The 22,397-nt window shown below is 60.7% G+C and carries 32 protein-coding genes; 28 read left to right on the plus strand and 4 right to left on the minus strand.

Going from position 1 to position 22,397, the window contains the following annotated elements; translation table 11 throughout:
* Window positions 1–6 precede the first annotated feature (6 nt).
* From K3148_RS11120 to K3148_RS11135, 4 genes are all read right to left on the minus strand, one after another.
* Window positions 7–684 (minus strand): GNAT family N-acetyltransferase, encoded by a 678-nt coding sequence (locus K3148_RS11120; protein WP_247711558.1) that lies wholly within the window; start codon window positions 682–684, stop codon window positions 7–9.
* A gap of 93 nt (window positions 685–777) precedes the next feature.
* The gene (locus K3148_RS11125) at window positions 778–1,035 is read right to left on the minus strand and encodes a hypothetical protein (protein WP_221424859.1); all 258 of its coding nucleotides are present in this window, start codon (window positions 1,033–1,035) and stop codon (window positions 778–780) included.
* 138 nt (window positions 1,036–1,173) lie between these two features.
* Window positions 1,174–1,725 (minus strand): hypothetical protein, encoded by a 552-nt coding sequence (locus K3148_RS11130; RefSeq protein WP_221424860.1) that lies wholly within the window; start codon window positions 1,723–1,725, stop codon window positions 1,174–1,176.
* A gap of 185 nt (window positions 1,726–1,910) precedes the next feature.
* Window positions 1,911–4,010 carry a KAP family P-loop NTPase fold protein gene (locus K3148_RS11135; RefSeq protein ID WP_221424861.1) on the minus strand — a complete coding sequence of 700 codons (2,100 nt, stop codon included), beginning with the start codon at window positions 4,008–4,010 and terminating at the stop codon, window positions 1,911–1,913.
* 622 nt (window positions 4,011–4,632) lie between these two features.
* On the opposite strand from K3148_RS11135, the gene rpsL reads away from it, so the two are divergent.
* The 28 genes from rpsL to K3148_RS11275 all read left to right on the plus strand — a co-directional run bounded on the left by rpsL (window position 4,633) and on the right by K3148_RS11275 (window position 22,282).
* On the plus strand, window positions 4,633–5,004 hold the full coding sequence (gene rpsL, locus K3148_RS11140) for a 30S ribosomal protein S12 (RefSeq protein ID WP_006831873.1): 372 nt from the start codon (window positions 4,633–4,635) through the stop codon (window positions 5,002–5,004).
* Window positions 5,005–5,151: 147 nt separating this feature from the next.
* Window positions 5,152–5,622 carry a 30S ribosomal protein S7 gene (rpsG, locus tag K3148_RS11145; RefSeq protein ID WP_221424862.1) on the plus strand — a complete coding sequence of 157 codons (471 nt, stop codon included), beginning with the start codon at window positions 5,152–5,154 and terminating at the stop codon, window positions 5,620–5,622.
* 107 nt (window positions 5,623–5,729) lie between these two features.
* Window positions 5,730–7,823, plus strand: coding sequence for an elongation factor G (gene fusA / locus K3148_RS11150; protein WP_221424863.1), 2,094 nt, complete (start codon window positions 5,730–5,732; stop codon window positions 7,821–7,823).
* A gap of 91 nt (window positions 7,824–7,914) precedes the next feature.
* Window positions 7,915–9,090, plus strand: coding sequence for an elongation factor Tu (tuf, locus tag K3148_RS11155; protein ID WP_040963560.1), 1,176 nt, complete (start codon window positions 7,915–7,917; stop codon window positions 9,088–9,090).
* Between the two features lie 338 nt (window positions 9,091–9,428).
* Window positions 9,429–9,740, plus strand: a complete 312-nt coding sequence (rpsJ, locus tag K3148_RS11160) for a 30S ribosomal protein S10 (protein ID WP_006831877.1) — start codon at window positions 9,429–9,431, stop codon at window positions 9,738–9,740.
* Window positions 9,741–9,984: 244 nt separating this feature from the next.
* Window positions 9,985–10,854 carry a 50S ribosomal protein L3 gene (rplC, locus tag K3148_RS11165; protein WP_221424864.1) on the plus strand — a complete coding sequence of 290 codons (870 nt, stop codon included), beginning with the start codon at window positions 9,985–9,987 and terminating at the stop codon, window positions 10,852–10,854.
* 2 nt (window positions 10,855–10,856) lie between these two features.
* Window positions 10,857–11,480 (plus strand): 50S ribosomal protein L4, encoded by a 624-nt coding sequence (gene rplD, locus K3148_RS11170; RefSeq protein WP_006831879.1) that lies wholly within the window; start codon window positions 10,857–10,859, stop codon window positions 11,478–11,480.
* Window positions 11,473–11,793 carry a 50S ribosomal protein L23 gene (locus K3148_RS11175; protein WP_006831880.1) on the plus strand — a complete coding sequence of 107 codons (321 nt, stop codon included), beginning with the start codon at window positions 11,473–11,475 and terminating at the stop codon, window positions 11,791–11,793. The genes rplD and K3148_RS11175 overlap by 8 nt, the downstream gene beginning before the upstream one ends.
* Window positions 11,793–12,629, plus strand: a complete 837-nt coding sequence (rplB, locus tag K3148_RS11180) for a 50S ribosomal protein L2 (RefSeq protein WP_221424865.1) — start codon at window positions 11,793–11,795, stop codon at window positions 12,627–12,629. The genes K3148_RS11175 and rplB overlap by 1 nt, the downstream gene beginning before the upstream one ends.
* Window positions 12,630–12,635: 6 nt before the next feature.
* Window positions 12,636–12,911, plus strand: a complete 276-nt coding sequence (gene rpsS / locus K3148_RS11185) for a 30S ribosomal protein S19 (RefSeq protein WP_006831882.1) — start codon at window positions 12,636–12,638, stop codon at window positions 12,909–12,911.
* The gene (gene rplV, locus K3148_RS11190; protein WP_006831883.1) at window positions 12,911–13,288 is read left to right on the plus strand and encodes a 50S ribosomal protein L22; all 378 of its coding nucleotides are present in this window, start codon (window positions 12,911–12,913) and stop codon (window positions 13,286–13,288) included. Before rpsS ends, rplV begins: the two co-directional genes overlap by 1 nt.
* A gap of 1 nt (window position 13,289) precedes the next feature.
* Window positions 13,290–13,985, plus strand: coding sequence for a 30S ribosomal protein S3 (rpsC, locus tag K3148_RS11195; protein WP_221424866.1), 696 nt, complete (start codon window positions 13,290–13,292; stop codon window positions 13,983–13,985).
* Window positions 13,986–14,006: 21 nt separating this feature from the next.
* The gene (gene rplP / locus K3148_RS11200) at window positions 14,007–14,441 is read left to right on the plus strand and encodes a 50S ribosomal protein L16 (protein ID WP_040963569.1); all 435 of its coding nucleotides are present in this window, start codon (window positions 14,007–14,009) and stop codon (window positions 14,439–14,441) included.
* A complete protein-coding gene (rpmC, locus tag K3148_RS11205; RefSeq protein ID WP_221424867.1) occupies window positions 14,441–14,650 on the plus strand; it encodes a 50S ribosomal protein L29 in 210 nt (69 codons plus the stop codon). Before rplP ends, rpmC begins: the two co-directional genes overlap by 1 nt.
* 10 nt (window positions 14,651–14,660) lie before the next feature.
* Window positions 14,661–14,951 (plus strand): 30S ribosomal protein S17, encoded by a 291-nt coding sequence (gene rpsQ / locus K3148_RS11210; RefSeq protein WP_090478788.1) that lies wholly within the window; start codon window positions 14,661–14,663, stop codon window positions 14,949–14,951.
* Window positions 14,952–15,019: 68 nt separating this feature from the next.
* Window positions 15,020–15,388, plus strand: a complete 369-nt coding sequence (gene rplN / locus K3148_RS11215) for a 50S ribosomal protein L14 (RefSeq protein WP_006831888.1) — start codon at window positions 15,020–15,022, stop codon at window positions 15,386–15,388.
* Complete coding sequence (gene rplX / locus K3148_RS11220; RefSeq protein ID WP_221424868.1) at window positions 15,388–15,708, plus strand: 50S ribosomal protein L24; 321 nt, start codon at window positions 15,388–15,390, stop codon at window positions 15,706–15,708. The genes rplN and rplX overlap by 1 nt, the downstream gene beginning before the upstream one ends.
* Complete coding sequence (gene rplE, locus K3148_RS11225; protein WP_034920903.1) at window positions 15,701–16,279, plus strand: 50S ribosomal protein L5; 579 nt, start codon at window positions 15,701–15,703, stop codon at window positions 16,277–16,279. Before rplX ends, rplE begins: the two co-directional genes overlap by 8 nt.
* 41 nt (window positions 16,280–16,320) lie before the next feature.
* Window positions 16,321–16,626: a 30S ribosomal protein S14 gene (gene rpsN / locus K3148_RS11230; protein WP_006831891.1), complete on the plus strand. Its 306-nt coding sequence runs from the start codon at window positions 16,321–16,323 to the stop codon at window positions 16,624–16,626.
* 11 nt (window positions 16,627–16,637) lie between these two features.
* On the plus strand, window positions 16,638–17,033 hold the full coding sequence (rpsH, locus tag K3148_RS11235) for a 30S ribosomal protein S8 (protein ID WP_006831892.1): 396 nt from the start codon (window positions 16,638–16,640) through the stop codon (window positions 17,031–17,033).
* A complete protein-coding gene (rplF, locus tag K3148_RS11240; protein ID WP_221424869.1) occupies window positions 17,033–17,566 on the plus strand; it encodes a 50S ribosomal protein L6 in 534 nt (177 codons plus the stop codon). The genes rpsH and rplF overlap by 1 nt, the downstream gene beginning before the upstream one ends.
* A gap of 1 nt (window position 17,567) precedes the next feature.
* Complete coding sequence (rplR, locus tag K3148_RS11245) at window positions 17,568–17,912, plus strand: 50S ribosomal protein L18 (RefSeq protein WP_006831894.1); 345 nt, start codon at window positions 17,568–17,570, stop codon at window positions 17,910–17,912.
* The gene (gene rpsE, locus K3148_RS11250; protein ID WP_247711687.1) at window positions 17,912–18,706 is read left to right on the plus strand and encodes a 30S ribosomal protein S5; all 795 of its coding nucleotides are present in this window, start codon (window positions 17,912–17,914) and stop codon (window positions 18,704–18,706) included. The genes rplR and rpsE overlap by 1 nt, the downstream gene beginning before the upstream one ends.
* Window positions 18,707–18,711: 5 nt before the next feature.
* Window positions 18,712–18,900 carry a 50S ribosomal protein L30 gene (gene rpmD, locus K3148_RS11255; protein ID WP_221424870.1) on the plus strand — a complete coding sequence of 63 codons (189 nt, stop codon included), beginning with the start codon at window positions 18,712–18,714 and terminating at the stop codon, window positions 18,898–18,900.
* Window positions 18,901–18,996: 96 nt separating this feature from the next.
* Window positions 18,997–19,521, plus strand: coding sequence for a 50S ribosomal protein L15 (gene rplO, locus K3148_RS11260; RefSeq protein ID WP_221424871.1), 525 nt, complete (start codon window positions 18,997–18,999; stop codon window positions 19,519–19,521).
* A gap of 104 nt (window positions 19,522–19,625) precedes the next feature.
* Window positions 19,626–20,990: a preprotein translocase subunit SecY gene (secY, locus tag K3148_RS11265; protein ID WP_221424872.1), complete on the plus strand. Its 1,365-nt coding sequence runs from the start codon at window positions 19,626–19,628 to the stop codon at window positions 20,988–20,990.
* A 35-nt stretch (window positions 20,991–21,025) separates the two neighbouring features.
* The gene (locus tag K3148_RS11270) at window positions 21,026–21,670 is read left to right on the plus strand and encodes an adenylate kinase (RefSeq protein ID WP_221424873.1); all 645 of its coding nucleotides are present in this window, start codon (window positions 21,026–21,028) and stop codon (window positions 21,668–21,670) included.
* Between the two features lie 57 nt (window positions 21,671–21,727).
* A complete protein-coding gene (locus K3148_RS11275; RefSeq protein WP_247711559.1) occupies window positions 21,728–22,282 on the plus strand; it encodes an SRPBCC family protein in 555 nt (184 codons plus the stop codon).
* Window positions 22,283–22,397: the final 115 nt, after the last annotated feature.

Consider the following 22,397-nt stretch of genomic DNA (forward strand, 5'->3'; position numbering starts at 1 on the left):
ACGATGTCACATTTTTTCAAAGGCATCGAACACGGCGAGGATGCCGGGCGGATCGCCGGCCTGGCGGAGGCGGTCCAGCGCCTCGTCGACCAGCAGCTCGTAAGCTACCACTGTCCCGTCGGAGCCGGTTCGCTGACCGCCCAGCAGGCGCGCGAAGGCGATGGCGCTGCGGTTTTCGGCCAGCGTGTTCATGGCGAAGCGTGCGATGCCTTCCGCCTGCGCTTCCAGCAGGAGGGTCGCGGTGAGGATCTTGCCGAGGCCCTGTCCGTGCCAGTCGTCGAGGATGGCGACCGAGAATTCGGCCAGTTCGCGGTCCTCTTCCTCGCGGAAGGCGTGGACCGCGCCGATCGCGGGCTCGCCCGGCACCGACATGTCGATCGCACCCCAGGCCAGGTGCATGTCCCCATCGGCGTCGAGCAGCCGGTCGATCACCCAGTCGGGCGGGGTCGCCGCGCCGGAGAAGAAGCGCATGTAGCGCGAGCGCGGGCTCATCCGCGCGATGCCTTCGCGAATGCGCTGCTCGTCGCCGCGGTCCACGCGGCGCAGGCAGACGGGCGTGCCACCTTCCAGGCGCGTTTCGATGATGGCGGGGGAGGAGGCGATGGGATCAGGCTCCTGAGAGGCGAGGGCAGGGAAGCACACGCCATAGCAGTTTTGGCGCGGCAGGAAGAGGCCGGATGGCACGAAAGCTCCGCCCCACACAGCAAAAGGCGGCGCCCGTCGCTAAACGGACACCGCCTCTGTCATGGTCAGGCCGCGAGGGCCGGACCGTGTGGCTTACATGCCTTCGTCGACCTGGTCTTCGGCCGCGTCGCCAGCTTCGCCCATGGCGTCGGCTTCGGCGTCGAGAGCTTCTTCGGTCGCTTCATCGCCCTGTGCTTCGGCGAGGTCGGCCTGCTCTTCAAGCAGGTCTTCCTGCGATTCAGCCTGCTGCTCGACCAGGTCTTCCTGGGCTTCCTGTTCGCTTTCCGCACAAGCGGCGAGCGAGAGAGCGGCGGCCGAAACGGCGACGAGTGCTGCAGTGTTGAACTTCATGGTATTTTCCCCTTCTTGGTGGATCATGAACGCGGCAAACCCCGCGCTTTCACAGGGTCTACGCACCGCAGCCCCATTTGTGCCACATTTTTTTCAATTTCGCCTTTTTTTCGCCAAAAATGCGACGAACCGTTGCGACTAGCCCTGCGGGCAGGGCTGGGCCTGAGCCTCGTGAGCCGGCACGCAAGGGTTAGGGCGCGTCGCCCGCTCCTCGGCCAGCACCTCGTCGCGGATGCATTCGTAGACTGGATGGCCGGGCACGATCAGCCGCACGTCCTCGCGGGTCCGGGTGCGATAGGCGAGCACGAAGCAGAGCAGGGAATTGGCGCGCGGGTTGGACAGCCCCTCGGCAATCGCCCGCTCCATCGCGCAATCCTCCAGCCGCCAGAGCCCGTATTCCAGCGCCGCGTCCCAAGCGGCGGCAAACCCTTCCGCCCCGGGCCGCGCCCGCAGCTTGTAGAGCGCCTCCATGCTCTTCCCGATGGACCGCGCCGCCTGCACGACGATCCCGGTGGCCGCGAGCGTAGCGACAAAGCGCCGCTGGAGCTGCGGCGTGATGGAATTGCGGCGCGGAGCGGTGTGGATGAAGGGCGCGAAGGCGAGCAGCGGATCGTCCTCCTCCGGCTCGGGCGCAACATGCGCGACGGCGGAGGTGGCCTGGCGGGCGAGCTTGCGGGTGGGTTCGGTCATGGCCCATGCCACGATGCAGATTTTGGCGGAGTAGGAAAATGATCATCCTAACTTGATCGTTCAAGCACTCTAAAGCGAGAATGCGCTTTCGTGCCAAATTGCGACCAAAATGCATATTATATTGGCGTTAGAAACGGGGATCCGCACTACGGTGTCGCGGCGCAAAATATTTCGCGCCTAAAACGCTAAGTGATCGAAAATGCGTTATCTCTAATCATCGATTGAAGATAGCGATATCCGTCCATCTTGGCGACCTCTTTAGCCACATCCCCATTTTCTAACAAAACTTTGTCGATCACTGTCAAAAACACTTTGCTGAACGCCCTGTCTCGTAACGAACTCGTGTTAGCATCGCTTGGAAATAGCATCGGAACTGCACTCGCCAGAAGAGCCTTGTTATTGCAGTGGAAGTACATGTCAGATGGGCTGACGCCATCTATTTCATCTTCACTTAGAGGTATGAGCCCAAACAAAATAGGACCTGAAAATTCGAAACTAGCTTTCCAGCCTTGAGACGCTATCTTCTTGCGGAATAGCGCTCTAAGTTGAACTATTTGCTCTTTGGAAACTTTAGATCCACTTACATTCGAATTTTGGCGGTACATAAATTCCGCGATTGGCGGCTCTATTAACATTGAAGCGGCTATATATAGAGAGTTATCTTCTATAAGCCTCGCGATTAATGCCGCTTTATCGATGTTCGCTGAACTCCAATAAATTGTTCGACTGAGCGAGCATCCTGCAGTGAGAATATCGTCGCGATTAACACGATGTCGAGACTTTTTATTCACACACTGTTGTTCGAACCATCGGGCAACAGTTCGACAATATTTGGTCAGCTGCTTTTCTCCCATGTCGTAGGAGTGCGGTTCTGCTGAAAGTATGTGGGAAGCAGCCCTCCTAGTGCTTCCTTTAGCGAACACTTTTTGCGCATTACCTGAGGCGACTTGAGTGGCAATGTTTCGTCCTAGTCCAAGTTCTTCTTCTAACTTCTCCCCATCGTGCTTCAAAACCGCGATGAGAGGTGATTTATTGTATATTCGGTCTTTCCTAGGCTTCGCGTCTAGCTCTGAGACGGTGTCGAAATGCGGCCAAAGGAAGTTGCAGACATGGTCATTCCAACTTTGTCCCTTCTCGAGATATACGTATCGCAAATTCAACGATCGAGGGGTTGATTTGAATTCGAGAAAAGATGCATATTGAGATACATTATCGAAAGCGACATCGACGTTCCGAGAAAGCAATACGTCTTCGACTTGACGTACTGCTGGTGATTTTTTGTTTTCCAGAACACATATTGCGAGGCAATCGATTGGGTTTACTAAACCATCGAGCGCCAATAGACGGCCGGACAAATCTTGAAGGATACGATTAATATCACGACTGGTTTGGACACCTCTGGGCACTACAATCTTCAGAAGTTTGGCCAAGCGCTTTTTGTCAAGTTCATCCAAAGTTATTTCGGATGTTTTTAACGTTGAATAGACCTTGCTTTTAAAAAGGTTTTCTATTTCTTCAGAGTTGAGAAATGGGGCTACAGCTCTTACTTGAACAATCTTTTCCAAGTAGGCCCGTCCGCGGTCTAAATCGCCATCCTTACCGGCAAGCGCCTGTTCCACACGCTGCTCATCATATGCTGCGACATAGGAGATTTGATCGAAGTCTCCAACAGCTTTGAGGAGTTTCGCCATTTCCCGTACTTCGTCATCCTCAATCCGATCCATTTCATCGATAAGTACGATGATTGGGAATGAGAATGATTTAAGCCCTTCCTCGGCTTCCTTTCTTTTGGTGAAGATGCTTTCCGAGATTGAGTTTTGAGCTTTGGACCACCTGGTTAAAAGGTTGGACCCTGCCGCAAGCGCTGGTGAAATCATTCTAAGGAATGGCGAAAGTTCATCGCCGTAATCCCTCATAGCCTTAATGGCTTTATCCTGAGCCTGTTGGCGACCGTCATTGTAAACGTCATAAGTGCCAAGATGCGACCTCAATGCTTCAGAAAGTTCTAAAAAAAATTGAGAAAGCAAATCATTTCGGCCAGATACTAGCCATGGATTAAATCTAATTATTAATGGTTTTAAGTCGCGGTATTCATTCTCGATATGGTTTTGCAGGAGGTTCAGAATAGATGATTTTCCGCAACCCCACGGTCCAACCAATCCGAGGACAATACCAGTACTGCGTCCTTCGGAGATGAGACGGCGAGTTATGGATTTTACGAACGCCTCACGTTCCAGAAGGTCCTGCTCAAAAGTATCAATTGCGCGATGGCTACTAAGGTCCAAGATTACTTTCCCTGTGCAATTTTGCATTCAGCTTTCACGGGAGCGGGTAATTTGCAACCTCGCCAAGTAGATTCCCCCACCATCCCTTGACCCATCCCCCCTCGCACACTATGTGCGCGCCCATCCGGTGAGGGAATCGCCCTGCGCGCTTCCAACGCCGGCCAGATAGAGCTGAACATTGCCGGTCTCGTCCCGGGAGCCTGTCGCACATGGGATCCCATCAAAGTAGTACTTTGATGGGTGCCCGATGCGACGAGGCTCTTTTCTATTGCAGCGAAGGTCACCCAAAGTGATCGATGCTCGGGGCAGCCGTCAAAGTAACCCGGTGGCCGTGTGGGCCGATGGGTGGAGCGTTTCAGGCTCGTGCGAACAGACCGCCCCGGTGCTTTCCAGCGCCGCGCGCGTCGCAACTGCACGAACCCGACACACCACCGATCAACCCGCTAGTCGCCACTCATTGGGAAAGCGGTTCGCCCTTTTCCGTTCGCCCTGAGCTTGTCGAAGGGCCGTACTGTTCTTGGAAGAAACCTGTCCTGAAGAGAAGGGCGGTGCTTCGACAAGCTCAGCACGAACGGACTTGGGGCCGATTGCCGACCCGCCAACGGTGAAGAGAAGAGAATCTATGCCGACTATTAACCAGCTGGTCCGCAAGGGCCGCGTTCCGCAGAAGGCCAAGAGCAAGGTCCCTGCAATGGAGCAGAACCCGCAGAAGCGCGGCGTTTGCACCCGCGTCTATACGACGACCCCGAAGAAGCCGAACTCGGCTCTGCGTAAAGTTGCCAAGGTTCGCCTGACCAACCAGCGCGAAGTCATCTCCTACATCCCGGGCGAAGGCCACAACCTGCAGGAGCACAGTGTTGTGCTCATCCGCGGCGGCCGTGTTCGCGACCTTCCCGGCGTTCGCTACCACGTCCTTCGCGGCGTGCTCGATACGCAGGGCGTGAAGGACCGCAAGCAGTCGCGCTCGAAGTACGGCGCGAAGCGTCCGAAGTAAGAGTTTTCGTTTGGTGCGCTGACGGCATCCGCCGCCAGCTTTGCCGAGCCTACCCTCTCCCCCGCCCTTCCACCCGGAAGCATACCCTCAAGGCGGAAGGGCGGGGGAGAGGGTAGGCCCGGCCCCACTCCGAAGGAGTTTGAAAAAATGTCACGTCGTCGTCGTCCCGAGAAGCGGGAAATCCTGCCTGATCCGAAATTCAACGATCAGGTCCTTTCGAAATTCATGAACAACCTGATGTATGACGGCAAGAAGGCCGTTGCAGAAGGTATCGTCTACACCGCGCTCGACACCGTCGAGGCCAAGGCGAAGTCGAACCCGGTGGAACTGTTCCACGCAGCGCTCGACAACATCAAGCCGCAGGTCGAAGTTCGTAGCCGCCGTGTCGGTGGTGCGACCTACCAGGTGCCGGTCGAGGTTCGCCCCGAGCGTGCGCAGGCTCTCGCCATCCGCTGGCTGATCTCGGCTGCGCGCGGCCGTCCGGAAACGACCATGGCTGCCCGTCTCTCGGGCGAGCTGCTGGATGCTTCCAACAACCGCGGCAACGCCGTCAAGAAGCGCGAAGACACGCACCGCATGGCGGACGCGAACCGCGCCTTCTCGCACTACCGCTGGTAAGGCGAGGCAGGGATGGGACCGGGGGATGCCTCCCGGTCTCGAAACTGTCGCACTAATCCCTACATGGGGGCGGAGCTCGCTCTCCCCCGATTTACGAGGAATTCCACATGGCACGCGAATATCCGCTCGAGCGGTACCGCAACATCGGCATCATGGCGCACATCGATGCTGGCAAGACCACCACGACCGAACGCATCCTCTACTACACCGGCAAGTCCTACAAGATCGGCGAAGTCCACGACGGCGCCGCCACCATGGACTGGATGGAGCAGGAGCAGGAACGCGGCATCACGATCACCTCGGCTGCGACGACCACCTTCTGGTCGGCCGAAGACGGTGAAGGTCCCAAGCACCGCATCAACATCATCGACACCCCCGGCCACGTCGACTTCACCATCGAAGTCGAACGCTCGCTGCGCGTCCTTGACGGCGCGGTTGCAGTCTTCGACGGCGTTGCCGGCGTTGAACCGCAGTCCGAAACCGTCTGGCGCCAGGCTGACAAGTACGGCGTTCCGCGCATGTGCTTCGTCAACAAACTCGACCGTACCGGCGCAGACTTCTACTACTGCGTCCAGTCGATCATCGACCGCCTCGGCGCGAACCCGCTGGTCCTCTATCTCCCGATCGGCGCGGAAAGCGACCTTGAAGGCGTGGTCGATCTCGTCAATAACCGCGGCATCGTCTGGGAAAACGACGGTCTGGGCGCGACGTTCAACTACGTCGACATCCCGGCCGACCTCGCCGACAAGGCTGCCGAATATCGCGAGAAGCTGATCGAGACCGCCGTCGAACAGGACGACGATGTCATGGAGCAGTACCTCGAAGGTAACGAGCCCGACGCGGCGACGCTCAAGCGCCTGATCCGCAAGGGCACCATGGCGCGCGACTTCGTTCCCGTGCTGTGTGGTTCGGCGTTCAAGAACAAGGGCGTCCAGCCCCTGCTCGACGCGGTCGTCGACTACATGCCGTCGCCGCTCGACGTTCCGGCCATCAAGGGCGTCCTGCCCGATAGCGACAAGGAAGACACCCGCCCGTCGTCGGACGAAGCTCCTTTCGCTGCGCTGGCCTTCAAGATCATGAACGATCCGTTTGTCGGCTCGCTCACCTTCACCCGTATCTACTCGGGTCACCTCACCAAGGGTTCGGTCCTGAACTCGGTGAAGGACAAGAAGGAAAAGATCGGCCGCATGCTGCTGATGCACTCGAACAACCGCGAGGACATCGATGAAGCGTTCGCTGGCGACATCGTCGCTATCGCAGGCCTCAAGGAAACTACCACCGGCGACACCCTGTGTGCGTCGAGCGCTCCGATCATTCTCGAGCGCATGGAGTTCCCCGAGCCGGTGATCGAACTGTCGGTCGAACCGAAGACCAAGGCCGACCAGGAAAAGATGGGCGTCGCCCTCAACCGCCTGGCCGCTGAAGACCCGAGCTTCCGCGTCACCACCGACCACGAGTCGGGCCAGACGATCATCAAGGGCATGGGCGAGCTTCACCTCGACATCCTCGTCGATCGCATGAAGCGCGAGTTCAAGGTCGAAGCCAACGTCGGCGCACCGCAGGTCGCGTATCGCGAATACCTCGGCAAGCCGGTGGACGTCGATTACACCCACAAGAAGCAGTCGGGTGGTTCGGGTCAGTTCGGCCGCGTCAAGGTCAAGGTCACCCCGGGTGAGCGCGGCCAGGGCTTCGTGTTCGAAGACAGCATCAAGGGCGGTAACATTCCGAAGGAATATATCCCCGCGATCGAAAAGGGCTTCCGCGAGCAGGCCGAAAGCGGCCATCTCGTCGGCTTCCCGATCATCGACTTCACGGTCGAACTTTACGACGGTGCGTACCATGACGTCGACTCGAGCGCGATCGCGTTCGAAATCGCCGGTCGCGGTGCCATGCGCGAAGTCGCCGAGCGTTCGGGCATCAAGCTGCTGGAACCGATCATGAAGGTCGAGGTCGTGACTCCCGAGGATTACCTCGGCGACGTCATCGGCGACCTCAACTCGCGTCGTGGCCAGATCCAGGGCACCGACAGCCGCGGCAACGCACAGGCTGTCGAAGCCAACGTGCCGCTCGCGAACATGTTCGGTTACGTGAACGAGCTGCGTTCCTTCACCCAGGGCCGTGCTCAGTACTCGATGCAGTTCAGCCACTACGACGAAGTTCCGGCGAACGTGGCTCAGGAAGTCAAGGAGAAGCTTGCGTAAGCGAGGCTTCCAGTCTAGGGGCGGCGCCTGATTCCGCGGGCGCCGTTTCCAACCCGCAGAAATTCACTTTCAGATTAGAGGTTATTGGAAAATGGCGAAGGAAAAATTCGAGCGTAACAAGCCGCACGTCAACGTTGGCACCATCGGCCACGTCGACCACGGCAAGACCACGCTGACCGCAGCAATCACCAAGGTTCTCGGCTCGGCCGTCGATTTCGCAAACATCGACAAGGCTCCCGAAGAGCGTGAGCGCGGCATCACCATCTCGACCGCGCACGTCGAATACGAAACCGACGCGCGTCACTACGCACACGTCGACTGCCCGGGTCACGCCGACTACGTGAAGAACATGATCACCGGTGCAGCCCAGATGGACGGCGCCATCCTGGTCGTGAACGCAGCTGACGGCCCGATGCCGCAGACTCGCGAGCACATCCTGCTTGCACGCCAGGTCGGCGTTCCGGCCCTGGTCGTATACATGAACAAGGTCGACCAGGTCGACGACGAGGAAATCCTCGAGCTCGTCGAACTCGAAGTTCGTGAACTCCTCAGCTCGTACGACTTCGACGGCGACAACATCGCCATCGTCAAGGGCTCGGCTCTGGCCGCTCTCGAAGGTCGCGATCCGGAAATCGGTGAGAACTCGATCAAGGAACTGATGGACGCCGTTGACGCGAACATCCCGACCCCCGATCGTCCGGTCGACAAGGACTTCCTGATGCCGATCGAAGACGTGTTCTCGATCTCGGGTCGTGGTACGGTTGTCACCGGCCGCGTCGAAACCGGCGTTGTGAACGTTGGCGACGAAGTCGAAATCGTTGGCATCAAGGACACCACCAAGACGACCGTCACCGGCGTCGAAATGTTCCGCAAGCTGCTCGATCGCGGTGAAGCTGGCGACAACATCGGTGCCCTGATCCGCGGCGTCGGCCGTGAAGAAGTCGAGCGTGGCCAGGTTCTCGCGAAGCCGGGTTCGGTTACGCCGCACACCGAGTTCAGCGCAGAAGTCTACGTCCTGTCGAAGGACGAAGGCGGCCGTCACACGCCGTTCTTCGCGAACTACCGTCCGCAGTTCTACTTCCGCACCACCGACGTCACCGGCGAAGTGATCCTTCCCGAAGGCACCGAAATGGTGATGCCGGGCGACAACGTGACGATCGACGTCAAGCTGATCGCTCCGATCGCCATGGACCAGGGCCTGCGCTTCGCAATCCGCGAAGGCGGCCGTACGGTCGGCTCGGGCGTCGTCGGCTCGATCAAGAAGTAAGCTTCGAACTTTCGAAGTCAGCTTCTGCTGAAATAGCGGGGCCCGCCTTCCTTTGAGGGGAGGGCGGGCCCTTCGCTTTTGGTGTGAGCGGTGAAAACGGCAGAAATGCACACTTCACCGCACGCGATGGACGGCAGTTCGCGCTGTTGGAAATCGGGGGTTGTCAGATCGGGGTCTCCCCCGTATATGCGCGCCCACAGACAGGGATTCGTCCCTATCGATAGAATTCACGGAAGGTCGCCCGCAACCGGGAAACCGGGCTCACAGTGGGGCTGACCTTTCTTTTTGTTTGCGGGCCACCCGCTGGTCCGCTTGGCTCTTTCGCATCGGTGTAGGTAATGGAAGCACAGAATATCCGCATTCGCCTCAAGGCGTTCGACCATCGCGTTCTCGACCAGGCAACTGGCGAAATCGCAGACACCGCGCGTCGCACGGGTGCCCTTATTCGTGGTCCCATTCCCATGCCGACGCGTATCGAGAAGTTCACCGTGAACCGCGGCCCGCACATCGACAAGAAGTCGCGCGAGCAGTTCGAGGTGCGCACCTACAAGCGTCTGCTCGACATCGTGCAGCCCAACGCCCAGACCGTCGATGCGCTGATGAAGCTCGACCTCGCTGCTGGCGTGAACGTCGAAATCAAGCTCGCCTAGGCGATCTCGATTGGTCCTCCTGCCGGACTTGAAACGGCAGGGAAGTTTCAGGGGCGCTCGATAGCCCCGCCGGTTCGCAAGAGCAGGCAAGACATCGGGATACCGCCGGATTTCATCCGGGACTGCGTCCCCCGTCTGCTTCCTTCGGGAAGCAATCAGCCCGGACGGGGGCACGCATCGCACAATCGGGCTGGCACGCACCCTGGGGATGAGCTCCTTGGTGCCTCTGTTGAGGAGTTTGACGATGCGCACAGGCGTTATCGCAAAGAAAGTCGGGATGACCCGCCTCTTCCAGGAGGACGGACGGCACGTACCCGTGACCGTTCTTTCGCTGGAAGATTGCCAGGTCACCGCACATCGTACCGAAGACCGTGACGGCTACTACGGCGTCCAGGTCGGTTCGGGCGAAGCGAAGCAGAAGAACGTGAACAAGCCGCAGCGCGAAGCTTTTGCCAAGGCAGAAGTCGCGCTGAAGATGAAGGTCGGTGAATTCCGCGTGGACAGCGAGGAAGCCCTGCTTCCGGTCGGCGCCCGCATTTCGGCCGAACACTTCATTGCCGGCCAGAAGGTCGACATCACCGGCCACACCCAGGGTAAGGGCTTTGCCGGCGCCATGAAGCGTTGGGGCTTCGGCGGTCTGCGCGCCACCCACGGTGTTTCGATCTCGCACCGCTCGCACGGTTCGACGGGTAACCGTCAGGATCCGGGCCGCGTGTTCAAGGGCAAGAAGATGGCCGGTCACATGGGTGACCGCCAGCGCACGCAGCAGAACCTCGAGATCGTGCGCACCGACGCCGATCGCGGTCTCCTCTTCGTCAAGGGCTCGGTCCCGGGTGCGAAGAATGGCTGGCTGATGGTTCGCGACGCTGTGAAGGTCGCTATGCCGGAGAACCTCCCGTTCCCGGGCGTGATGCGCCGCAACGAAGACGAGTTCAAATCGGAAGAAGCCGATGCTGGTCTGATCGAAAGCGCAGCCGAACACGAAGTCGGCACTGAAGTTTCCGCTGAGCAGCAGGAAAAGCTGATGCAGCAGCAGGAAGCCGGTGCAGACGCCGAAACCACCACCGATGGTGCAGCCGATGCTGCCACCGACGGTGAAAGCAAGGAGTCCTGATCGTGAAGGTCAAGGTCCAGAAAATCGACGGCAAGGCGTCGGGCGACATCGAGCTGAACGATGACGTGTTCGGGGTCGAGCCGCGTGCCGACATCCTGCACCGCGTTGTCACCTGGCAGCTCGAAAACCGCCGCGGCACCGCACGTCCCACGCGTGAGCGTTCGGACGTTGCCCGCACCGGCAAGAAGTTCGGTCGTCAAAAGGGTGGTGGTACCGCCCGTCACGGCGACCGCGGCGCTCCGATCTTCATCGGCGGCGGCAAGGCTCACGGCGCGCGCAAGCGTGACTTCGAGCAGTCGCTCAACAAGAAGATCCGCGCGCTCGGCCTGAAGATGGCTCTTTCGAGCAAGGCTAAGGACGGCCTCGTCGTCGTCGACAGCCTCGAGCTCAAGGATGCCAAGACCAAGGCGCTCAAGGGTCACTTCGACAAGAACGGCTGGAGCGGCAAGGTCCTCATCATCGACGGCGAAAGCGTCAACGACGGCTTCAAGAAGGCTGCCGGCAACCTGCCGGGCGTCAACGTGCTGCCGGCGATGGGCGCCAACGTCTACGACATCCTGAAGCACGACACGCTGGTCCTCACCAAGGACGCGGTCGAGAAGCTGGAGGGCCGTTTCAATGGCTAAGAAGCAGGCAATCGACGCGCGTCACTACGACGTGATCCTTGCTCCGCACATCACCGAGAAGTCGACGCTTGCGTCGGAAAACAACGCGGTGGTGTTCAAGGTCGCAGGCGATGCGACCAAGCCGCAGATCAAGGAAGCCGTGGAAGCGATCTATGCCGATCAGAAGGCAAAGGTCGTCGCGGTCAACACGATCAACGTGAAGGGCAAGACCAAGCGCTGGAAGGGCAAGCCCTACAAGCGCAACGACGTGAAGAAAGCGATCGTTACCCTCGCTGAGGGTGCCATGATCGACATCACGGAAGGTGTGAGCTGATGGCACTCAAGAACTACAAACCGACGAGCCCCGCACGCCGCGGCCTCATCCTCGTCGACAAGTCGGGCCTGTACAAAGGCAAGCCCGTCAAGTCGCTGACGGAAGGCAAGCGCAAGACCGGTGGCCGGAACAACAAGGGCCATGTCACCTCGCGTGGCATCGGCGGCGGTCACAAGCAGAAGTACCGCTTCATCGACTTCAAGCGTCGCAAGTGGGACGTCGAAGGCACCGTGGAACGGATCGAATACGATCCCAACCGCACCGCTTTCATCGCACTCGTGAAGTACGAAGACGGCGAGCAGGCCTACATCATCGCTCCGCAGCGTCTCGCTGTCGGCGACAAGATCGTAGCCGGCGAAAAGACCGACACCAAGCCCGGCAACGCCATGCTGCTCGGCCAGATGCCGGTCGGTACCATCTGCCACAACGTCGAAATGAAGCCCGGCAAGGGCGGTCAGATCGCACGTTCGGCTGGTGCCTACGTCCAGCTGGTCGGTCGTGACCGCGGCATGGTCATCGTCAGGCTCAATTCAGGCGAGCAGCGCTACCTGCGTGCCGACTGCATGGGCACCGTCGGCGCCGTGTCGAACCCGGACAACCAGAACCAGAACCTGGGCAAGGCCGGTCGTCGTCGCTGGATGGGCATCAAGCCGCTGACCCGCGGTGTCGCCAAGAACCCGGTCGACCACCCGCACGGCGGTGGTGAAGGCCGGACCTCGGGCGGCCGTCATCCGGTCACTCCGTGGGGCAAGCCGACCAAGGGCGCCCGTACTCGCAAGAACAAGCAGACGGACAAGATGATCATCCGTTCGCGCCACGCGAAGAAGAAGAGGTAATCCGACATGGCTCGTTCCGTCTGGAAAGGTCCGTTCGTCGAACTCAGCCTTCTTAAGAAGGCAGAAGAGGCGCAGGAAGCAAGCAACGCCAAGCCGATCAAGACCTGGTCGCGCCGCAGCACCATCCTGCCCCAGTTCGTCGGTCTCACGTTCAACGTGTACAACGGCCACAAGTTCATCCCTGTATCCGTTTCGGAAGAAATGGTCGGCCACAAGCTCGGTGAATTCGCGCCTACGCGCACCTTCCCGGGTCACGCTGCCGACAAGAAGGGCAAGCGCTGATGAGCAAGCAGAAAGCACCCCGTCGCGTCGCCGACAACGAGGCTCTGGCCGTAGGTACCACCATCCGTGGTTCCGCGCAGAAGCTGAACCTCGTTGCCGAGCTCATCCGCGGCAAGAAGGCCGAAGAGGCCCTCAACATCCTGGCCTTCTCGAAGAAGTCGATGGCCAAGGATGCCACGAAGGTTCTCGCCTCGGCGATCGCCAACGCGGAAAACAACCACAACCTCGATGTCGACTCGCTGGTCGTCGCTGAGGCTTCGGTCGGCAAGTCGATCACGATGAAGCGCTTCCACACCCGTGGTCGCGGCAAGTCGACGCGCATCCTGAAGCCGTTCAGTCGCCTTCGGATCGTCGTCCGCGAGCAGGAAGAGGCGTAAGATGGGCCATAAGAGCAATCCGATCGGTCTGCGCCTGCAGATCAACCGCACCTGGGACAGTCGCTGGTACGCCGAAGGGCGTGACTACGCCAAGCTGCTGGCCGAGGACATCGAGATCCGCAAGTACATCCTCGAGAACGCTGCCCAGGCCGCAATCTCGAAGGTCGTGATCGAGCGTCCGGCAAAGCTTTGCCGCATCTCGATCTACGCTGCGCGTCCCGGTGTCATCATCGGCAAGAAGGGCGCGGACATCGAGAAGCTGCGCGCCAAGCTGGCGACCATGACCGAAAGCGAAGTAAAGCTGAACATCGTCGAAATCCGCAAGCCGGAAGTCGATGCCAAGCTCGTCGCCCAGGGCATCGCCGACCAGCTGATCCGCCGTGTGGCGTTCCGCCGTGCGATGAAGCGCGCCATGCAGTCGGCCATGCGCCTTGGTGCCGAAGGCATCAAGATCATGTGTGGCGGCCGTCTCGGCGGCGCGGAAATCGCCCGCGTCGAACAGTATCGCGAAGGCCGCGTGCCGCTTCACACGCTGCGCGCCAACATCGATTACGCTGAAGCCGAAGCGCTGACCGCTTACGGCATCATCGGCATCAAGGTGTGGGTCTTCAAGGGCGAAATCCTCGGCCACGACCCGACCGCGCAGGACCGTCTCATGATGGAATCGCAGACGTCCGGCGTCCGTCCGGCTCGCTGATTGCAGGTATAGGAAAGAACCATGCTGCAACCGAAGAAAACCAAGTACCGCAAGGCGTTCAAGGGCAAGATCCACGGCAACGCCAAGGGCGGCACCACGCTCAACTTCGGCTCGTACGGGCTGAAGGCTCTCGAGCCCGAGCGTATCACCGCGCGCCAGATCGAAGCGGCTCGCCGCGCGATCACGCGTCACATCAAGCGCCAGGGTCGTCTCTGGATCCGCGTCTTCCCCGACGTGCCGGTTTCGAAGAAACCTGCCGAAGTCCGTCAGGGTAAGGGCAAGGGTTCGGTCGAATACTGGGCCGCTCGTGTGAAGCCGGGCCGCATCCTGTTCGAACTCGACGGCGTTGCCGGTCCGCTGGCCGCCGAAGCGTTCAGCCGCGCAGCCATGAAGCTGCCGGTCAAGACCAAGGTCGTGGCCCGCCTGGGCGACACCTCGCACCTCGGAGGCGAATAATGAGCAAGATCGAAGATCTGCGCCAGAAGAGCGACGACCAGCTGGACGAAGAGCTCACCACCCTGAAGCGCGAGCAGTTCAACCTGCGCTTCCAGGCGGCGACCAACCAGCTCGAAGCCCCGGCGCGCATTCGTGAAGTCCGTCGCACGATCGCCAAGATCAAGACGCTTCAGACCGAGCGTGCCCGCGCGGCCGAAGCCAAGGCTTAAGGAGTAGACCATGCCCAAGCGTATTCTGATCGGGACCGTCACCTCCGACAAGACCGACAAGACCGTGACCGTACTGGTCGAGCGTAAGGTGAAGCACCCCCTCTACGGGAAGATCATCCGTCGCTCGAAGAAGTACCACGCCCACGACGAGAAGAACGAGTATCAGCTCGGCGACGTCGTGCGCATCGAAGAGACCAAGCCGATCTCGAAGACCAAGACCTGGATGGTCAAGGATCGGGTGACGGCAGGCGGAACCCAGGCTGTCGAGGCCGACCTCGAAGTCGAAGCCGCAGGCAACTGACGTATTAGGAACTGCCGGGCGCCTGGAAACAGGGCCGTCCCGGCAAGCCAAGAGAAGGAACCGGATCAATGATCCAGATGCAATCCAATCTCGACGTCGCGGACAACAGCGGCGCCAAGCGCGTCCAGTGCATCAAGGTACTGGGCGGCTCGAAGCGCCGTACCGCGTCCGTCGGTGACGTGATCGTGGTTTCCGTCAAGGAAGCCCAGCCGCGCACGAAGGTGAAGAAGGGCGATGTCCATCGCGCTGTCATCGTGCGCACGAAGAAGGACGTACGCCGCCCCGATGGCAGCGTGATCCGCTTCGACAGCAACGCCGCAGTTCTCGTCAACAAGAACGAAGAACCCATCGGCACCCGTATCTTCGGACCGGTGGTTCGCGAACTTCGCGGCCGCGGCTTCATGAAGATCATCTCGCTTGCTCCGGAGGTGCTGTAATGGCTTCTGCAAAGATCAAGAAAGGTGACACCGTCGTCGTCCTGTCCGGCAAGGACAAGGGCAAGACCGGTACCGTGTCGAAGGTCAGTCCGAAGGACGGCAAGATCGTCGTCGAGGGCGTTAACATCGCCGCGCGTCACCGCAAGCCGACCCAGCAGAACCCGCAGGGCGGTATCGATCGCTTCGAAGCGCCGATGCCGATCAGCAAGGTTGCTGTGGCCGATCCCAAGGATGGCAAGCCCACCCGCGTCCGTTTCGAAGAAAAGGACGGCAAGAAGGTGCGCGTTGCCGTGAAGAGTGGGGAGACCATCGATGGCTGATTACACCCCCCGTATGAAGCAGCGCTACGACGACGAGATCGTCAAGGCGATGACCGAGAAGTTCGGTTACAAGAACCGTCTCGAAGTTCCGAAGCTGGAAAAGATCACGCTCAACATGGGCGTCGGCGAAGCCAGCCAGGATAAGAAGAAGGTCCAGACCGCTGCGGAAGAAATGGCCAAGATCGCCGGTCAGAAGCCGGTCATCACCAAGGCCAAGAAGTCGATCGCGCAGTTCAAGCTGCGTGAAGGCATGCCGATCGGTGCGAAGGTGACCCTTCGTCGCGAGCGCATGTACGAATTCCTCGACCGCCTCGTGACCATTGCAATGCCCCGCATCCGCGACTTCCGTGGCCTCAACGCCAAGTCGTTCGACGGTCGTGGCAACTATGCAATGGGCCTCAAAGAGCAGATCATCTTCCCCGAAATCTCCTACGACCAGATCGAGAAGGTTCGGGGCATGGATATCATCGTGACCACTACGGCGAAGACCGACGAAGAAGCCCGCGAGCTTCTCAAGCTGTTCGGTTTCCCGTTCCCGTCCGAAAAGACGGAAGAGAAGGAGGCGGCGTGAGCCGCTTCCGGATCGCAGGATAAGGAAGGAACTTAAGTCCAATGGCGAAACTGAGTTCGATCAACAAGAACGAGCGTCGCAAGAAGCTCGTCAAGCAGTATGCGGACAAGTACGCAAAGCTGAAGGCTATCGCTGATGACGAGAGCCTCGACGACGGCGAACGCCTGATGGCGCGCCTGAAGATGGCTGAGCTGCCCCGCAACGCGAACCCGACCCGCGTGCGCAACCGCTGCGCCACCACCGGCCGCCCGCGCGGCTATTACCGCAAGTTCGGCCTCAACCGCATCGAACTGCGCGACCTCGGCAACAAGGGCCTGATTCCGGGCCTGACCAAGTCGAGCTGGTGAGGTACTGACAGATGGCTATGACCGATCCCCTGGGTGATATGCTCACCCGCATCCGCAACGGCCAGCAGGCGAAGAAGGACAGCGTCCTTTCGCCCGCTTCCAAGCTGCGTGCGAACGTCCTCGAAGTTCTTCAGCGCGAAGGCTACATCCGTGGCTACAGCGACGATGCTTCGGGCAAGCACCCGCAGCTGCGGATTGAACTGAAGTATTTCGAAGGCGAACCGGCTATCAAGCACGTCGCCCGTGTCTCCAAGCCTGGCCGCCGCGTCTACGCGGGTTCGAAAGAACTCCCCGTCGTGCGCAACGGCCTTGGCATCACCATCGTCTCGACGCCGAAGGGCGTGCTTTCCGACGCGGAAGCTCGTGCTGACAACGTCGGCGGCGAAGTGCTGGCGGAGGTGTTCTGATGAGCCGCATCGGCAAGAAGCCGGTAGCGATCCCGAGCGGGGTCACTGCCAATATCGACGGCGACACGCTTTCGGTTAAGGGTCCCAAGGGCACCCTTTCGATGGGCCTGTCGGAGCTGGTCGAATACAAGCTCGAGAACGACGAAATCTCCGTCACTCCGGCCAACGACACGCGCGCCGCTCGCAACCACTGGGGTATGCAGCGCACGCTCGTTTCGAACCTGGTCGAAGGCGTGACCGAAGGTTTCACCAAGGTTCTCGAAATCAACGGTGTCGGCTACCGTGCGCAGGCGCAGGGCAAGAAGCTCAAGCTTCAGCTCGGCTACTCGCACGACGTCGATCTCGACGTTCCCGAAGGTATCGAGGTGAAGACCCCGGACCAGACGACTGTCGAAATCAGCGGCACCGACAAGCAGGCCGTGGGCCAGTTCGCGGCGAATGTCCGCAAGTGGCGCAAGCCCGAACCCTACAAGGGCAAGGGTATCAAGTATCGCGGCGAGTATATCTTCCGCAAGGAAGGGAAGAAGAAGTAAGATGGCAAAGCTTTCTCTTTTCGAACGTCGCCGTCGCCGTGTCCGCACCGCTCTCAAGAGCCGTGCCGGTGGCAAGCCCCGCCTGTCGGTGCACCGCACCGGCAAGCACATCTACGCACAGGTCATCGACGATGCCGCCGGCAAGACCGTTGCTTCGGCTTCGACGCTGGGCGTGAAGGGCTCGGGCGCGAATGTCGATGCCGCCAAGCAGGTTGGCACCGACATCGCCGCTGCCGCCAAGAAGGCCGGCGTGACCACCGTCGTGTTCGACCGCGGTGGCTTCCTGTTCCATGGCCGCGTGAAAGCGCTGGCCGACGCCGCCCGTGAAGGCGGGCTGGAGTTCTGATCATGGCTGACGAAAACAAGACCGAAAACACCGAAGAAAAGGTCGTGACGGCCGAGACCGAACACGCTGTGACCAAGGAAGAGCCGGCGATCGCCGACACTCCGAGCGAAGCAGCTGCCAACCAGGACCCTGCCCAGGGTGCCGAAGGCCAGCCGCGCGAGCGTGGTGGCCGTGGTGGTCGCAGTGGCAACCGTGATGGTGGTGGCCGTGGCCGTGGTGGTCGCGACAACCGTCGTAACAACCGCCGCGAAGAAGAAGACGACGGCATCATCGAGAAGCTCGTCCACATCAACCGCGTCAGCAAGACGGTGAAGGGCGGTAAGCGCTTCGGTTTCGCTGCTCTCGTGGTCGTGGGTGACGGTTCGGGCCGTGTCGGCTTCGGCAAGGGCAAGGCCCGCGAAGTACCCGAAGCGATCCAGAAGGCTTCGGCCGCTGCGCGCAAGAAGATGATCCGTGTCCCGCTGAAGGAAGGTCGTACCCTTCATCACGACGGCAACGGTCGTTTTGGCGCCGGCAAGGTTACCGTGCGCACGGCGCCTCCGGGTACCGGTATCATCGCCGGTGGTCCGATGCGTGCCGTGTTCGAGAGCCTCGGCGTTGCCGACGTGGTGACCAAGTCGGTCGGCACCTCGAACCCCTACAACATGATCCGCGCCACCTTCGACGCGCTGACCGACCAGACTTCGCCGAAGTCGGTTGCCCAGCGTCGTGGCAAGAAGGTTGCCGACCTGCTCGGCCGCGGTGGTGCTTCCGAGGCCGAGGCTGAAGCCGACGCCGCGGCAGTCGCGGAGTAATTCCAATGGCCAAAGCGAAAACCATCAAGATCAAGCAGATCGGTTCGCCGATCCGCCGTCCCGAAGGCCAGCGCAAGATCCTCATCGGTCTTGGCCTGAACAAGATGCACAAGGTCGTCGAGCGTCAGGATACCCCTGAAGTGCGCGGCGCCGTGGCCAAGGTGCCGCATCTGGTGACGATCGTCGAAGACTAAGGTCGGATACGATTACAATTTGACGGGGGCGGCCTGCTGCTTTAGCGGGCCGCTTCCATTTTACAGCGCGAACAAAAGCGAAAGCGAGTGCATATTATGAAACTGACAGATCTCCGCGACAATCCCGGCGCCCGCAAGGAGCGCATCCGTGTCGGCCGTGGCATCGGCTCGGGCAAGGGCAAGACCGGCGGCCGTGGCCAGAAGGGCCAGAAGAGCCGTTCGGGCGTCGCCATCAAGGGCTTCGAAGGCGGCCAGATGCCGCTTCACATGCGCCTGCCGAAGCGCGGCTTCAACAATCCGTTCGGCAAGGACTATGCCGAAGTGAACCTGGGCATGATCCAGAAGTTCATCGACGAGAAGAAGCTCGACGCCAAGAAGGACATCGACCACGCAGCGCTGAAGGCCGCCGGCCTCGCACGCGGCGGCAAGGACGGCGTCCGCCTGCTCGGCAAGGGTGAGATCAAGGCCAAGGCCAAGTTCATCGTCGCCGGCGCCTCGAAGGGCGCCATCGAGGCGGTCGAGAAGGCTGGCGGTTCGGTCGAGGTGATCGCCAAGGGCGAGAGCGAAGCCGAGAAAAAGGCCAAGCGCACCGAAGCGAACAAGGCCAAGAAGGCCAAGTAATACCGAAAATGTGGGGAGCGGGGTTCGACATTCGTCGCTCCGCTCCCTATCTGTCCGGTCAACGCCGGGACGGGCCGGCGACAAGCTAGGATCGAAGACGACCAATGGCATCAAGCGCCGATAATTTCGCGAGCAACATCAGCCTCGCCAACTTCTCCAAGGCCACCGAGCTGAAGAACCGCATCTGGTTCACCATCGGTGCGCTTATCGTCTTCCGCTTCCTGAGCTTCGTGCCGCTTCCCGGCATCAACGCCAGCGCGCTGGCGCAGCTGGCCGACCAGACCCGCGGCGGCGTCATCGACATGTTCAACATGTTCACCGGCGGCAGCCTCGAACGCATGAGCCTTATCGCGCTCGGCGTCATGCCCTACATCACCGCCTCGATCGTGGTGCAGATGGCCTCGGCCCTGCATCCCTCGCTCGCCGCGCTGAAGAAGGAAGGTACGGTCGGGCGCCAGAAGCTCAACCAGTACACCCGCTACGGCACGGTCTTCCTCTGCACTATTCAGGGCTGGTTCCTTGCCGCGGGTCTCGAAAGTTTCAGCTCCTCGAGCGGCATTCCGGCCGTCGTCGACCCTGGTTACATGTTCCGGATTGGCGCGGTGATCAGCCTCGTCGGCGGCACCATGTTCCTGCTCTGGCTGGGCGAGCAGATCACCAGCCGCGGCATCGGCAACGGCGTTTCGCTTATCATCATGGCGGGCATCGTCGCCCAGTTCCCGACCTTCGTGACCAACATGGCCTCGGGCTACAGCGAGGGCTCGATCGCCACCGGCATCCTGCTCGGCTTCATCGTCATGGTAGTCGGCCTGATCCTGCTGATCAGCTGGGTCGAGCGCGCACAACGCCGCCTGCTGGTCCAGTATCCGAAGCGCGCCACCCAGCGCGGCATGATGCAGGCCGACCGTTCGCACCTGCCGCTCAAGCTCAACACCGCCGGCGTGATCCCACCGATCTTCGCCAGCTCGCTGCTGCTGCTGCCGCTGACGATCACGCAGTTTGCCGGCAACTCGCTCGATCCCGAAAGCAGTGTTGGCGGTACGTTCAGCACCGTCCTGCAGTACCTGCAGCATGGCGAGCCGCTCTACATGACGCTCTACGCCATCGGCATCATCTTCTTCTGCTTCTTCTACACTGCCGTGGTCTTCAACCCCGAGGAGACGGCCGAGAACCTGAAGAAGAACGGCGGCTTCATCCCCGGTATCCGTCCGGGCAAGCGGACCGAGGAATATCTCGATTACGTCCTCACCCGCATCACCGTGATCGGCGCGATCTACCTGACCTTCGTCTGCGTAGTCCCCGAATACATGATCGCCCAGACCGGCGTTCCTCTGTTCCTCGGCGGCACCAGCCTGCTGATCGTTGTCAACGTCACCGTCGACACCATCAGCCAGATCCAGTCGCACCTGCTGGCCCACCAGTATGGCGACCTGATCAAGAAGGCGAAGCTCAAGGGCCGCCTGCGCTAACACCTGCGAACCCGAACCGAAGAGGACCGCTTCACATGGACATCATTCTTCTCGGCCCTCCGGGCGCAGGCAAGGGCACGCAGGCGCATCGCCTGGTCGAGCATCATGGCATGATGCAGCTGTCGACCGGCGACATGCTCCGCGAAACCCGCAAGGCCGATACCGAGCTGGGTCGCAAGGTCGCCGACATCATGGATTCGGGCGGTCTTGTCTCGGACGACATCGTCTCGGCCATGATCGACGCCAAGCTGGCCGACATGGGGCCCGACGTGGGCGCCATCTTCGACGGCTATCCGCGCACCGAACACCAGGCCGCGCAGCTTGATGAAATCCTCGCCAAGCATGGCCGCAGCCTCGACCATGTGATCGAGCTCGAAGTGAACGAGGACGCGCTGGTCGAACGCATCACCGGCCGCTTCACCTGCGCCAATTGCGGTGCGGGCTATCACGACACCTTCAAGCAGCCGAAGGTCGAAGGCGTGTGCGACGAATGCGGCTCGACCGAATTTAAGCGCCGCCCGGACGATAATGAGGAAACGGTGCGCCACCGCATGTCGGTCTATCGCAATGAGACCGCACCGATCCTTCCCGGTTACGAGAAGCGCGGCATCGTGAAGCGTGTGGACGGCATGGGCGCGATCGACGACGTGACGCACGCGATCGACGCAATCCTCGCGTAAGGCTTTCCAAACCCGGCAGCCGCTCATAGAACCGCCCTCGTCATGAGGGAGAAGGTGATGAGCAAACTCGCAATTTTAGCCGGCGCACTGGCGCTCGGCCTGTCCGTGCCGGCCGCTGCGGAGGTCGTCGCGAAGAGCGAGCAGGGCTTCGTCACCAAGGAAAGCGCCGACATCGCCGCCAGCCCGCGTCAGGTGTGGCTGGCGCTGATCAAGCCTGGCGAGTGGTGGAACGACAGTCACACCTGGTCGGCCGATGCCTCCAACATGACGCTCGTGCCCAGTGCGGGCGGGTGTTTCTGTGAAACGATCCCGGGCGAGGGCGACATCCCGCTCGACGGCAGCGCGCAGCACGCGGTTGTCGTCCAGGCGGTGCCCGACAAGGCGCTGCGCCTGCGCGGAGGCCTCGGCCCTTTGCAGGCCGTTCCCGCCACCGGTGTACTCACCATCTCGCTCGAAGAGATCGACGGCGGCACGCGCGTGACCTGGGAATACAATGTCGGCGGCCCGATGGGTTTCGAGATCGACATGATCTCCAAGGCCGTCGACGGCGTGATGAGCCAGCAGCTCGCGGGCCTGCGCGACCATCTCGGGGCGCTTTCCACGGACGACTGAGCCGCCATCCGCGCGGAACCTCGCCCCCTTGCATAGATTGATCCGTCAGAGGCTGCGCGTGTGCAGCCGGGTCATCGCTGGCTGGCTATCGACCGGCCCGAATGCAGGACAGCCC

The sequence above is a fragment of the Qipengyuania aurantiaca genome, from assembly GCF_019711375.1.
In the GTDB taxonomy this organism is placed as follows: Bacteria; Pseudomonadota; Alphaproteobacteria; order Sphingomonadales; family Sphingomonadaceae; genus Qipengyuania; species Qipengyuania aurantiaca.

Excerpts from the sequence above, each read along its gene's own strand:
- K3148_RS11125 (WP_221424859.1), bottom strand. The coding sequence starts at position 1,035 with ATGAAGTTCAACACTGCAGCACTCGTCGCCGTTTCGGCCGCCGCTCTC.
- K3148_RS11130 (WP_221424860.1), bottom strand. The coding sequence starts at position 1,725 with ATGACCGAACCCACCCGCAAGCTCGCCCGCCAGGCCACCTCCGCCGTC.
- rpsL (WP_006831873.1), top strand. The coding sequence starts at position 4,633 with ATGCCGACTATTAACCAGCTGGTCCGCAAGGGCCGCGTTCCGCAGAAG.
- rpsG (WP_221424862.1), top strand. The coding sequence starts at position 5,152 with ATGTCACGTCGTCGTCGTCCCGAGAAGCGGGAAATCCTGCCTGATCCG.
- fusA (WP_221424863.1), top strand. The coding sequence starts at position 5,730 with ATGGCACGCGAATATCCGCTCGAGCGGTACCGCAACATCGGCATCATG.
- tuf (WP_040963560.1), top strand. The coding sequence starts at position 7,915 with ATGGCGAAGGAAAAATTCGAGCGTAACAAGCCGCACGTCAACGTTGGC.
- rpsJ (WP_006831877.1), top strand. The coding sequence starts at position 9,429 with ATGGAAGCACAGAATATCCGCATTCGCCTCAAGGCGTTCGACCATCGC.
- rplC (WP_221424864.1), top strand. The coding sequence starts at position 9,985 with ATGCGCACAGGCGTTATCGCAAAGAAAGTCGGGATGACCCGCCTCTTC.
- K3148_RS11175 (WP_006831880.1), top strand. The coding sequence starts at position 11,473 with ATGGCTAAGAAGCAGGCAATCGACGCGCGTCACTACGACGTGATCCTT.
- rplB (WP_221424865.1), top strand. The coding sequence starts at position 11,793 with ATGGCACTCAAGAACTACAAACCGACGAGCCCCGCACGCCGCGGCCTC.
- rpsS (WP_006831882.1), top strand. The coding sequence starts at position 12,636 with ATGGCTCGTTCCGTCTGGAAAGGTCCGTTCGTCGAACTCAGCCTTCTT.
- rplV (WP_006831883.1), top strand. The coding sequence starts at position 12,911 with ATGAGCAAGCAGAAAGCACCCCGTCGCGTCGCCGACAACGAGGCTCTG.
- rpsC (WP_221424866.1), top strand. The coding sequence starts at position 13,290 with ATGGGCCATAAGAGCAATCCGATCGGTCTGCGCCTGCAGATCAACCGC.
- rplP (WP_040963569.1), top strand. The coding sequence starts at position 14,007 with ATGCTGCAACCGAAGAAAACCAAGTACCGCAAGGCGTTCAAGGGCAAG.
- rpmC (WP_221424867.1), top strand. The coding sequence starts at position 14,441 with ATGAGCAAGATCGAAGATCTGCGCCAGAAGAGCGACGACCAGCTGGAC.
- rpsQ (WP_090478788.1), top strand. The coding sequence starts at position 14,661 with ATGCCCAAGCGTATTCTGATCGGGACCGTCACCTCCGACAAGACCGAC.
- rplN (WP_006831888.1), top strand. The coding sequence starts at position 15,020 with ATGATCCAGATGCAATCCAATCTCGACGTCGCGGACAACAGCGGCGCC.
- rplX (WP_221424868.1), top strand. The coding sequence starts at position 15,388 with ATGGCTTCTGCAAAGATCAAGAAAGGTGACACCGTCGTCGTCCTGTCC.
- rplE (WP_034920903.1), top strand. The coding sequence starts at position 15,701 with ATGGCTGATTACACCCCCCGTATGAAGCAGCGCTACGACGACGAGATC.
- rpsN (WP_006831891.1), top strand. The coding sequence starts at position 16,321 with ATGGCGAAACTGAGTTCGATCAACAAGAACGAGCGTCGCAAGAAGCTC.
- rpsH (WP_006831892.1), top strand. The coding sequence starts at position 16,638 with ATGGCTATGACCGATCCCCTGGGTGATATGCTCACCCGCATCCGCAAC.
- rplF (WP_221424869.1), top strand. The coding sequence starts at position 17,033 with ATGAGCCGCATCGGCAAGAAGCCGGTAGCGATCCCGAGCGGGGTCACT.
- rplR (WP_006831894.1), top strand. The coding sequence starts at position 17,568 with ATGGCAAAGCTTTCTCTTTTCGAACGTCGCCGTCGCCGTGTCCGCACC.
- rpmD (WP_221424870.1), top strand. The coding sequence starts at position 18,712 with ATGGCCAAAGCGAAAACCATCAAGATCAAGCAGATCGGTTCGCCGATC.
- rplO (WP_221424871.1), top strand. The coding sequence starts at position 18,997 with ATGAAACTGACAGATCTCCGCGACAATCCCGGCGCCCGCAAGGAGCGC.
- secY (WP_221424872.1), top strand. The coding sequence starts at position 19,626 with ATGGCATCAAGCGCCGATAATTTCGCGAGCAACATCAGCCTCGCCAAC.
- K3148_RS11270 (WP_221424873.1), top strand. The coding sequence starts at position 21,026 with ATGGACATCATTCTTCTCGGCCCTCCGGGCGCAGGCAAGGGCACGCAG.
- K3148_RS11275 (WP_247711559.1), top strand. The coding sequence starts at position 21,728 with ATGAGCAAACTCGCAATTTTAGCCGGCGCACTGGCGCTCGGCCTGTCC.